Raw genomic sequence first — 12,307 nt, forward strand, 5'->3', positions numbered from 1 at the left:
CAAATGTACCGGTATTTGGTGGTCTTGTGCCTCGGCGGGAAGGTGGCGTCCCCCGCACTGCGGCGAGCGGAAGGCAGCGAAGGCATCTGCCCGGGCCGGCGTGGGCGTGTTGTGATCGTGGCGATGATCGGCCGGATCGTGAAACCTCTGCCCGGGCCGGCGTGGGCGTGTTGCAGCACCGCTGCCAGGGGCTTTGCTGGTCGAAGATTCTCGCTACCGGCATTCGGTTGCCACACGGCAACCAGAGGTGCTGCAGTGTCGCGACGGGTTCTCGACGACGTCGCGGCCCTAAGCGGGACGGGACGTGATCGCGCCTCCCGACAGCGACCACTCGCCCCCAGGCGGGATGGGCATGGTCGACTCACGGGTCAGCAGGTTATCTTTGACCTGCTCGACCCCCAGGCCGAACGGGGCACGGTTCTCCTGTAGCGGGCGCCCGGTCTGTCCGGCAGAAGTCTGCCGATGGGAAGACGAATGCGGTCACAGTTGCCGCCTGCCCTGTTTGCGGGCCGAGCTCCCCACGGTTAGTAGCATGTGCCGACTGGATGAGTTCGCGCCGTACTGCACGATGTACCGATAGGCTGAGCATATGACTCAGTGGCTGCTGACATCCGAACTGGCCGAGCGTTTTGATTGTGATTCATACGAGGTGCTTGAAGCGCTGGGCCGAATCGGCTTAGCGGAAGGCGCTCATCCAACGGCGCTTGCGGTGCGCCATGACCTCGCCACCTCAGGTATCGACGACGCCGGCCGGGATGCCGCCTTATGGGATCCCGATGTCACGGTGTTGCTTCTCGGCGTTGGTATGACCCTCAGGCAGGATGCCGGGCCGGTTTTCGACCAGGAAGCACTGTTCGATGATGATCGTGAAGATGACACTGATGCCTACGGCCCTGGATCCGAAAGGCCGGTGGAGGAGAGTGCCGGTATTTCTTCGCGAGTCACTTCACAAGGCGGTCCAGTAGGGACGATTAGACCTGGTTTTGACCGCATCATCGCTACAGACGGTGCATGTTCGGGCAATCCCGGGCCTGGCGGATGGGCATGGGTCGAACAGGTAAGCGGGGCGTGGGAGTCAGGTGGTGCGTCGTCGACGACGAATAACAGCATGGAACTCACCGCCTTGATTAAGGCGTTGGAGTTCGTCGGCCCGGAGGTATCCTTGCTTATTCGTTGTGATTCTCAGTATGTGATCAATGTTGTGACGAAATGGGCACCTACCTGGCGGCGTCGGGGTTGGAAGAAGGCCGACGGTGAACCGGTGAAGAATCGTGAACTTGTCGAAACCCTGCTGGGGCTGTACGAGGCGCGAAGAGGACGCACCGAGGTCGAATGGGTGAAGGGGCATGCCGGCGACGCCGCGAATGAGTTGTGTGACAGACTCGCTTCGGCGCAGGCGCGGACACGATCCGATAGGTGACCGCGCGTGACGATGGCGTGTCCGACAAGGCGGCGTGATCGTTCCAGGACGCCGCACGGACCACCGGTGCGACATCATCTCTGACGGGTCAGCCGAAGGGCATGATCGACTCGTCGATCCTAGAGGTTTACTGCGTCGTTTATCGTGCGGCCCCGATGTGGGTCCTCCTCGAAATGTAGTGGAGTTGGGCACATCTTGCGGATCGCGATCAGATTGAGGAAACCCACAATAGTGGTGAAAACTTGGCTAACAACGCACGTGAGGCGCTTATGTAAACGAATGTAACATTGTTAGCCCATCTGAACTCTCTGCCTTTAGTGTAATCTAAGAACCTAGCACTAGGAGTCTGTGTATCTACTTGTCAGTTCTCCGTGATCACGCCCGGAGAGCTGTTGGTGGCGCATTCGCGCTTTACGATCCTCAGGAGGCATCTATGACAGGGGTCACTCAGTCGGGTTGGCGCAACCGACAACAGGGGCGCATCGCGATAGCATGTATCACCTTATTCGCAATGGTTCTCTCTGTGTTTGGGGTCATTGTTCCTGCGCGCGCTGCGGACAATCCGAACATTGTTATCAGTGATCTGACACTTACCCGTACAAATAACCAGGGCACAGGCGATTGGCCGGGAAAGCTGACGGTCGGCCAGCACGCTCGCCTTGATTTCAAGTGGGATGCGTCGAATGCCGATGTGAAGAGTGGCGACTCCTTCACGATCGATCTCGGCACCTACTTCGAGAATCTTGAGTATCCGAAGACTGCGCCGATGACGGTCACCAACAATGGTGAGCAGATTGAAATTGGATCCTGTGATCTAACGCGCACGCAGGTGGTATGCACCTTTAGCGACAAGGTTGACGAGCTAAAGGCGGCTGGATTTGCCGCATTCCGTGGAACAGGCACAGCACGACTGCGTGCTGTTAAAGCAACAACATCAGAGACGGCCGATATTACGACGAACAATGTCGTTTCCGTTGATCTTCCTGAAACCGGCGGGATTGGCGAGGCTGTTGGTGAAAAGTACCGGGTCTACAATTTCCACAAATGGGCCGGAGCGCTCTGGAGCGAGAAGGGCATGACGTGGGGCATCGACTTCGGAACGAAATATGTGGGGGAGAAGACCGGAACCACTCTCGATGGTAGCCGCCAGACGATTGTCATGACCGACAATCTCGGCGAGGGAATGGAGTTCCGCGCCGGAGACTACCTGAAAGATTGGGTCCTTTATTATCGCGGTACCAACGGTGACGCGACGATGCAGCAGACTCGGCTCACGGATGCCTCGGGTGCTGATGCGACGACCGCGATGGGGGATTTTGACCTAAGCGTCGAGGTAAATGGCAGAACTGCTAAGATCACCGCCACCGGCCCATTCAAGCCGGACTCGAACTACCAGGTCACTTTCCCGGTCACGTTCTCCGGTGGAAAGGTCACTCGAGGTGTGATCTACGGAAACAGTGCGACACTGCATGGCACTGAGGTTCAGGTGCAGGATTCGCGCTACTTTGTGGAGTCCTTCTCTATCACGGTGGAGATGGCGGCAGGCTTCGGTGGTTTTGATATCACCAAGGTTGTTTCCGGCACGGGAGCGGCCAGTGTTCCGGCGGGTACCGAGTTCACCGTCGACGTCAGCTATGAACTGCCTGCTGTTGCCTCAACCTACGAGGACTGGACGGCGCCCGGCATGCTGAGCGCGGATGGGAAAACGGGTACGGCGCAGATGAAGGCCGTCGTCGGTCAAAAGGTGCCCTTCAATGGTACCTTCCCGAAGGGCACGAAGATCGCTCTCGCGGAGGATCCATCGACAAGTACGTACACCGCACTCGGTTGGTCTGATCCGGAATTCCTTATCGACGGTAGGGCCACGAACACGCTCACGATTGGTGATCAGACATCAGTGGCCGTGACACTGACGAACACGACGGCACCGCAAGGAACCTTCGCCATCAAGAAGTTTGTGTCCGGTGCAGATAACGTTACGAGCAAGCAGTTTACTTTTGACTATGAGTGCTCTGACGGCCAGTCCGGAACGGTCAATGTTCCCGGGGACGGGACGGCAGTGACGGTGGACAAGAGCTTCCCGTTGGGCACAACCTGTAGCATCGTGGAGAATGCTGACACTGCACAGGTGGATGGCTACACCCTGAGCGCTCCCGAGCCGCAGACGGTGACAATCTCGAACGCTTCCACTCTGATCGAGGCGTCATTCACCAACTCTTACACACGGGATCGTGGCTCGTTCTCGGTGAAGAAGGTCGTGCGGGGTGACTACACTGCCACTCCGGGCGAGACATTCACTGTCAACTATCGGTGCGACGACGCCGAAGCGACGTCGGGTTCGCTGAGCGTTCCGGCTGACGGTACGGCTGTCTCGGTGGATGGCCTGCCGACAGGTACGAACTGCGTTATCGGCGAGGATGCGGATTCTGCACAGCGCACCGGCTACGCGCTGGCGGTCGATTATTCGGCGACGAATCTGAGTATTGAGAAGGACACCACGCAGGACGTGACGGTCACCAATGACTACAAGCGTTTGGTTGGTGGATTCTCCATCAGTAAGAAGGTCGATGGTGATGGAGCGAGTTTGGCTCCGGTGAACTTTGCCTTTGATTACGCTTGTGTGGACGCGGCAGGTGAGGAGACAGTCTCTGGTACGCTGCAGGTCACGCCAGGTCAGATTGAGGGCGTGGAAGATGTTCCAACTGGTACGTGTGAGATTAGTGAGCGCGATGCGACGGTTAACGGCGCGCAGTTGATGACGTCGTGGACGGTTGATGGTGCGGCGGTGGAAGGTTCTAAGGCCACCATTAGCGTGACTGATGGTTCCGCGATTGCCGTTGAAGCGACGAATACCTATACGCGTGATCGTGGTTCGTTCTCTGTGGCGAAGAAGGTGACTGGTGACTACACGTCTGGCACCGGGGAGTCGTTCAAGGTGAATTACGTTTGTGATGATCCGGATCAGACTTCTGGCGTGCTCGATGTTCCTGGTGATGGTACGCCTGTGCGGGTAGACAACCTGCCAACTGGTACTAGCTGTGTCATTACTGAGGATGGAGACTCCGCACGACGTGACGGCTATGCAGTAGCAACCACGCATACTGCGGCTAAGGTCATGATCACAAAGGATCAGACGCAGGAGAATACGATCACGAATGACTACCGGCGTCTGGTTGGTGGGTTCACTGTTGCTAAGACGGTCGATGGTGATGGTGCTCAGTTTGCGCCGCAGTCTTTCGGTTTCGATTACACGTGTGTAGATGGTGCGGGTAACGAGACGATGTCCGGTACGTTGACGGTGCGGGCGGGGAAGTCTGAGCAGGTCACGGATGTGCCTGTGGGTTCGTGTACGGTCACGGAGAAGGATGCGTTTGTTGCCAATGCGCAGGTGGCTACCAGACTGAGTGTTGATGGCAATGTTGTGGAAGGTAAGTCTGCGACTATCGAAATTGGTGATGGATCGGCCATTGCTGTTGAGGCGACTAATACTTACACGTTGGATCGTGGTTCGTTCTCTGTGGTGAAGAAGGTCTCTGGTGCCGATGTGGCTAAGGGTAAGAGCTTCACGTTTGCTTACGAGTGTTCGGATGGGTCGATTGGTTCACTGACGGTTCCTGGTGACGGGACGGTGGTGAAGGCTGACAAGACGTTCCCGGTGGGCACGGCATGTGAAGTTGTTGAGGATGTTAATTCAGCTCAGTTGAGTGGCTACACGGTGAAGGTTCCCGCTGCGCAGAAGGTGGGTATCGAGGAGAAGGATAAGGTGGTGGAGTTGAGCTTCACGAATACTTACACGGAGAACACTCCGCCTCCGCCGTCGAAGAGTACGCCTTCTTCGGCGCCAAAGAAGGCAAAGAAGTCTTTGCCGTTGACGGGCGCGGACCTGCGCGCTCCGGGTGCAATGGCCGTGGTGGCGATTGTTGCTGGAGGTTTGGTGCTTTGGGTTCGACGTCGGGAAGCATAGAGATGTGGTCAGGTGCCTGTAGTACTACGGCTCTGATAGGGCCTGGGCTGCACGGTGAGTTCTGACGGATACATCCGGATGGCAAGGGCGACTGCGTGATGCGCAGTCGCCCTTGCCTTTTGTGGTCACTTTCGTGTCGGCGTGGAGAGCTGAATCGTCCCGGGTTTGATGGAGGCAGTGATTACACGGAAGGATTACTGTCATGAGTGCATCAAGGAAGTATCCGGAGGAGTTGCGGGAGCGGGCTACCAGGATGGCTGTGGAGGCTCGTAGGGACCCCGAGCGGTCCAAGGGGGCGATCCGCAGGATCGCCGATGAACTGGGCGGCCACCCTGAGGCGCTACGCACCTGGGTTAAGAAGGCTGAGATCGATATAGGCGCCCGGCCGGGAACCACCACATCCGATGCCGAGCGGATTCGGGGGCTGGAGGCCGAGAATCGGGAGCTGCGGCGGGCGAATGCGATCTTGAGGAGTGCGTCGGCCTATTTCGCCGCGGAGTGTGAGCTCCCATCCTGCTGATCTGTCAGTACATCGACTCCCGCAAGGAGGAATTTGGGGTCGAGCCGATCTGCCAGGCGCTGACCAGCGCCGACGTCAAGATCGCCCCGAGTACCTACTACGCAGCCAAGTCCCGTCCCCGATCAGCAAGGAGTAGACGCGATGAGGCTCTGAAGGCCGAGATCAAGAAGGTTCAGGAGAACAACTACTGCGTTCTGGACGCCCGCAAGATGCATGCGATGCTGAACCGGCCTGAGGTCTGTGAGCGGCATGGGTTGGGGCATGTGGCTCGCTGCACCGTGGAGAGGTTGATGCGGGCCATGGGCCTACAGGGTATCCGCCGCGCCACAGCACCACGCACTACGCGCAGCGCGCTCAAGAAGCGGTGTCCCGCCGACCTGGTGAATCGGCACTTTAGCGCGTTCAGGCCGAACGAGTTGTGGGAGTGCGGACATCACCTACGTACGAACCCTGTCCGACTGGGTCTATGTGGCCTTCGCCCGCTGACGTCTACTCGCGTCGGATCATCGGCTGGCAGACCTCCACGAGCCCGTACACTGACCTGGCCCTGGACGCTCTGAAGATGGGGATCTGGCAGCGCAGGCGCGAGGGCGCGGACCTGAAGGGGCTGATTCATCACACGCGGCCGGGGTGTGCAGTACCGGGCAATCCGTTACGGGCAGGCCCTGTCCGAGGCCGATGCTGTGGCCTCTGTGGGGTCGAAGGGCGACTCCTACGATAACGCGTTGGCCGAGGCCCTGAATTCCCTGTACAAGGCTGAACTTATCCGTAACCACCACTACCTCGACTCCCACGGCCCCTGGGAGGGTATTGATGATGTCGAGTTCGCTACCGCCCAGTGGGTGCACTGGTTCAACACAACCCGTCCTCACTGCGCCATCGGCATGCACGCCCCTATCCAGCACGAGCAGGCCTACACCCCACCACCACAAGACGACACCAACTGCACCACCACCGACACCACCGACACCATCGACCTCGAGGACATCGGCAAGCAGACCACCAACCACCACCAACCACCACGAACCAGCAACCACCAACCAGCAACCACCAACGCCAGATAAAACAACCTCAACAAAACCCCGGGACTTGACATACGGCCAAGCACCGCAAACGCTGGTTATGGTGGGATTGCACACACGTCACGGAATGACACGCTTGCTTGATACCGGATAAGCACTCAAAAAACACAGGTAAATTCAACAAGCAGTGAATGTTGCATGCCCGCATGTCATCGCGTACCTGATCCGGGTTACGTTGTGAAGAAGGTGCAAAGAACGCACATTCTCTTTAGGGAGATTGACTCTACGTGTTATTCTGTACGCCTAGCACTGAAGTAATCACGCGCGTGCTCCGCCAGATTCCTGTGTACAGGCGTGGGGCGCGGCAAGAGTAGACGTTTGGCCTATCATATTCAGGAGGATGCATGACTGGGTCAACCCGATCGGTTTCACGCAACCGACATCAGGGTCGCCTTGTAATGGCAACTATCGCAATGCTTTCGATGTTGCTGTCGCTCGTTGGAGTAATGACTCCGGCGCGTGCAGCTAACAATCCGAATATTGTGGTCAGTGATTTGACACTTACCCGGACCAATAACCAGAACGCTGATTGGCCGGGCCAGTTGACCGTTGGTCAGTACGCCCGCCTCGACTTCAAATGGGATGCGACCAACGCCGATGTGAAGAATGGTGACTCCTTCACGATAGATCTCGGCACGTACTTCGAGAATCTCGAGTACCCCAGAAATGCACCTATGACCGTGACTAACAATGGTCAGCAGATTGATATTGGAACGTGCAGACTGACAAAGTCCGAGGTCGTATGTACCTTTAACTCCAAGGTTGACGAACTTAAGCAGGCCGGGTTCGACGCGTTCCGGGGGACGGGTTCAGCTCGATTGCGTGCCGTCAAGGAGACGACATCGAAGTCCGTCGATATCAAGACAAACAACGTAGTCTCCGTTGAGCTTCCCCCACCCGGTGGCATCGGCGAAAATGTTGGTGAGTCTTATGAGACGTACACTTTCTACAAATGGGCCGGTGCACTATGGGATGAAACCGGTATGACATGGGGCATCAACTTCGGCACGAAGTATGTAGGCGACAAAGCCAAACTCAACCTGGACGGTAGCCGGAAGACCATTGTGATCACTGATGAACTTGGCGAAGGAATGCAGTTCCGTGCCGGAGACTATCTGAAGGACTGGGTTCTGTTCTATCGCGGTAGTGACGGCGATACAAAGATGCAGTTGACCCGTTTGACCGACGCTAGTGGTGCTGACGCTACGACACAGTTCGGTAACTTCGATATGAACGTAGAATTCAGTGGCAGGACGGCCAAGATCACTATCACCGGCCCGTTCAAACCAAACTCGAATTACACGATCACCTATCCGGTCAGTTTCACAGGTGGAAAGGTGATACGAGGTGTCCTTTATGGCAATAGTGCGACTCTCAGTGGCACGGAGGTCACAGAGGAAGATTCACGTTACTTTGTCGAATCCTTCTCCATCACAGTTGAGATGCAGGCCGGTTTCGGCGGATTTGATATCACAAAGATCGTGGCCGGCCAGGGTGCTGCGAGTGTCCCGGCTGCGACGGAGTTCACCGTCGATGTGAAGTACGAGCTTCCTGCGGTTGCATCAACCTACGAGAACTGGCAGGCCCCGGGCACGCTGAATCCTGATGGCAAGACGGGGACCGCACAGATGAAGGCGATTGTGGGCCAGAAGGTGCCTTTTGACGGTACCTTCCCCAAGGGAACCAAGGTAACCCTCTCAGAGGATCCTTCGACCAGTACTTATACAGCGCTTGGTTGGAGCGAGCCAGAATTTCTCATCGGAGGAAAGGCCACCAACACCCTCACCATTGGTGATCGGATATCAGTGGGGGTGACACTGACGAACACGACGGCGCCGCAGGGAACCTTCGCCATCAAGAAGGTGGTCTCTGGTGCGGATGAGGCAAAGAACAAACAGTTCGTCTTCGATTACGAGTGCACGGACAACCAGTCTGGTTCTGTGGCTCTTCCTGGTGATGGCACTGCGGTCGAGGTTGGCAAGTCGTTCCCGATTGGTACAACCTGCACCATTACTGAAAGAGTGGACGGCACGCAGTTGGAGGGTTACACGCTGAGTGCTCCCCAGTCTCAGACTGTGGAGATTACGGATGTCTCGAACATAGTTGAGGTGTCCTTCACCAATGCCTACACCCGCGATAGGGGCTCTTTCTCCGTCAAGAAGGCTGTGACAGGCGACTACAAGCCGAGTGTGGATGACTCCTTCAAGGTCAATTTCGCCTGTAACGATCCTGATGGAACATCTGGCTCTCTGACCGTTCCCGCAGACGGTAGCGCAGTATCAGTTGAAGGGCTACCGACCGGGACGACTTGCACGGTCAATGAGGATAGCTTGTCTGCTGAGCGTACTGGATATGCTGTTGCGACCTCTTATTCAAGCACCAATGTGACAATTGAGAAAAGCAGTGCTCCTGAGGTGACAGTCACCAACGAATACAAACGCTTAGTGGGCGGCTTTACGATCGCTAAGACTGTGGCTGGCGATGGAGCGAACCTGGCTCCCGCAAGCTTCGAATTCGAGTATTCGTGTGCTGACCATAACTACGCTGGCACAGTCTCTGGAACCGTGACCGTCAAGGCAGGCTCCTCTGAGAGCGTGACGGATGTTCCGACTGGTACGTGCACCGTGAGGGAGATGTCGGCTGACGTTGCGAATACGCAACTGGTCACGAAGATGACCGTTGATGGTCGGCCTGTCGATGGAAATGTCGCTACCATCAACGTGACTGACAGTTCTGCGATTGCTGTTGAGGCGACGAACACCTACACCATGGATCGTGGGACCTTCGCGGTGAAGAAGTCTGTGTCGGGTACGAACGCGGCAACGAGCAAGCAGTTTATCTTCAACTACCAGTGCTCGGATGATCAGTCGGGTTCTTTGACTGTTCCCGGTGATGGGACTGTGGTGGAGTCGGATAAGAGCTTCCCGATTGGAACCACGTGCACCATAGCGGAGGATGAGGCATCGGCTCAGATCGACGAGTATTCGCTTGAGCTTCCCGCTCCGCAGGAAATCACCATAGCGGATAAGACGGCTCCGGTTGAGGTGGCTTTTGCCAATGACTACAAGCGTCAGGTTGGTGGATTCTCCATCAGTAAGAAGGTCGATGGCGACGGAGCGAACCTCGCTCCGGCGAACTTCACCTTTGACTACGCTTGCGTGGATGCTGCAGGTAAGGAAACAGCCTCCGGCACGCTGCAGGTTGCTCCTGGCGCTTCGGCAAGCGCCGAGAATGTTCCGACTGGTGCGTGTACTGTGACTGAGAGGGCGGCTGATGTTGGGAATGCTCAGCTGGTCACGAAGTTGACGGTTGATGGTCAGGAGGTAGACGGCAACGTCGTCACGATCAACGTGACGGATAGTTCTGCGATTGCTGTTGAGGCGACGAATACCTACACGCTTGATCGGGGGAAGTTCTCGGTTAAGAAGACGGTGTCTGGTGCGAGTGTGGCCACGGGTAAGGAGTTTGTCTTCAACTATCAGTGCTCGGATGATCAGTCGGGTTCTTTGACTGTTCCTGGTGATGGGACTGTAGTGGAGTCGGATAAGAGCTTCCCGATTGGAACCACGTGTGAGGTGTCCGAAGATTCTGCGTCTGCGCAAATTGATGAGTACTCGGTGCGAGTTCCTGACCCGCAGACTGTGACGATCTCGGATAGATCAAAGCCTGTTGAGGTTTCTTTCACCAATGACTACAAGCGTTTGGTTGGTGGATTCTCCATCAGTAAGAAGGTCGATGGTGATGGAGCGAGTTTGGCTCCGGTGAACTTTGCCTTTGATTACGCTTGTGTGGACGCGGCAGGTGAGGAGACAGTCTCTGGTACGCTGCAGGTCACGCCAGGTCAGATTGAGGGCGTGGAAGATGTTCCAACTGGTACGTGTGAGATTAGTGAGCGCGATGCGACGGTTAACGGCGCGCAGTTGATGACGTCGTGGACGGTTGATGGTGCGGCGGTGGAAGGTTCTAAGGCCACCATTAGCGTGACTGATGGTTCCGCGATTGCCGTTGAAGCGACGAATACCTATACGCGTGATCGTGGTTCGTTCTCTGTGGCGAAGAAGGTGACTGGTGACTACACGTCTGGCACCGGGGAGTCGTTCAAGGTGAATTACGTTTGTGATGATCCGGATCAGACTTCTGGCGTGCTCGATGTTCCTGGTGATGGTACGCCTGTGCGGGTAGACAACCTGCCAACTGGTACTAGCTGTGTCATTACTGAGGATGGAGACTCCGCACGACGTGACGGCTATGCAGTAGCAACCACGCATACTGCGGCTAAGGTCATGATCACAAAGGATCAGACGCAGGAGAATACGATCACGAATGACTACCGGCGTCTGGTTGGTGGGTTCACTGTTGCTAAGACGGTCGATGGTGATGGTGCTCAGTTTGCGCCGCAGTCTTTCGGTTTCGATTACACGTGTGTAGATGGTGCGGGTAACGAGACGATGTCCGGTACGTTGACGGTGCGGGCGGGGAAGTCTGAGCAGGTCACGGATGTGCCTGTGGGTTCGTGTACGGTCACGGAGAAGGATGCGTTTGTTGCCAATGCGCAGGTGGCTACCAGACTGAGTGTTGATGGCAATGTTGTGGAAGGTAAGTCTGCGACTATCGAAATTGGTGATGGATCGGCCATTGCTGTTGAGGCGACTAATACTTACACGTTGGATCGTGGTTCGTTCTCTGTGGTGAAGAAGGTCTCTGGTGCCGATGTGGCTAAGGGTAAGAGCTTCACGTTTGCTTACGAGTGTTCGGATGGGTCGATTGGTTCACTGACGGTTCCTGGTGACGGGACGGTGGTGAAGGCTGACAAGACGTTCCCGGTGGGCACGGCATGTGAAGTTGTTGAGGATGTTAATTCAGCTCAGTTGAGTGGCTACACGGTGAAGGTTCCCGCTGCGCAGAAGGTGGGTATCGAGGAGAAGGATAAGGTGGTGGAGTTGAGCTTCACGAATACTTACACGGAGAACACTCCGCCTCCGCCGTCGAAGACGCCGACTCCTAAGAAGTCGCTGCCGCGTACCGGTGCAGATTTGCGTGTGCCTGGCTTGCTCGCGTTGCTTGCGGTGTCCGTGGGCGGAGGAGCGCTCTGGCTCCGACGGCGAAAAGCGTAAGGCAAATGACCCTGAGGTGAGTAGACGATTGGACGATCAGGAGGTCGGCTAGGTCCACGCTCACCGAAAGAATACGGAAATCCCAGAGGGTGGCGGCACGGCTGTGTCGCCACCCTCCCGTGTTTGTGACCACAAGTCTTACGAGGCCTTTTATACGTTAAGGGCTCTGTGCTATCGTCATTTCTACCGAAGAATCATCGAGGCCAG

6 protein-coding genes are annotated in these 12,307 nt (G+C 56.6%); all 6 read left to right on the forward strand.

What is annotated here, in order from left to right:
* Positions 1-255 precede the first annotated feature (255 nt).
* Complete coding sequence (locus tag DDD63_RS12110) at positions 256-429, forward strand: hypothetical protein (protein WP_164505377.1); 174 nt, start codon at positions 256-258, stop codon at positions 427-429.
* Positions 430-589: 160 nt separating this feature from the next.
* The gene (locus tag DDD63_RS00235; RefSeq protein WP_108714680.1) at positions 590-1,420 is read left to right on the forward strand and encodes a ribonuclease H; all 831 of its coding nucleotides are present in this window, start codon (positions 590-592) and stop codon (positions 1,418-1,420) included.
* A 433-nt stretch (positions 1,421-1,853) separates the two neighbouring features.
* A complete protein-coding gene (locus tag DDD63_RS00240) occupies positions 1,854-5,384 on the forward strand; it encodes a DUF5979 domain-containing protein (protein ID WP_108714681.1) in 3,531 nt (1,176 codons plus the stop codon).
* 202 nt (positions 5,385-5,586) lie between these two features.
* On the forward strand, positions 5,587-5,904 hold the full coding sequence (locus DDD63_RS00245) for a transposase (protein ID WP_108714682.1): 318 nt from the start codon (positions 5,587-5,589) through the stop codon (positions 5,902-5,904).
* A 632-nt stretch (positions 5,905-6,536) separates the two neighbouring features.
* A complete protein-coding gene (locus tag DDD63_RS00255; RefSeq protein ID WP_164505378.1) occupies positions 6,537-6,968 on the forward strand; it encodes an integrase core domain-containing protein in 432 nt (143 codons plus the stop codon).
* Positions 6,969-7,384: 416 nt separating this feature from the next.
* A complete protein-coding gene (locus DDD63_RS00260; protein ID WP_125482367.1) occupies positions 7,385-12,100 on the forward strand; it encodes a DUF5979 domain-containing protein in 4,716 nt (1,571 codons plus the stop codon).
* Positions 12,101-12,307: the final 207 nt, after the last annotated feature.

This window comes from Actinobaculum sp. 313, from assembly GCF_003073475.1.
Classification (GTDB): Bacteria; Actinomycetota; Actinomycetes; order Actinomycetales; family Actinomycetaceae; genus Asp313.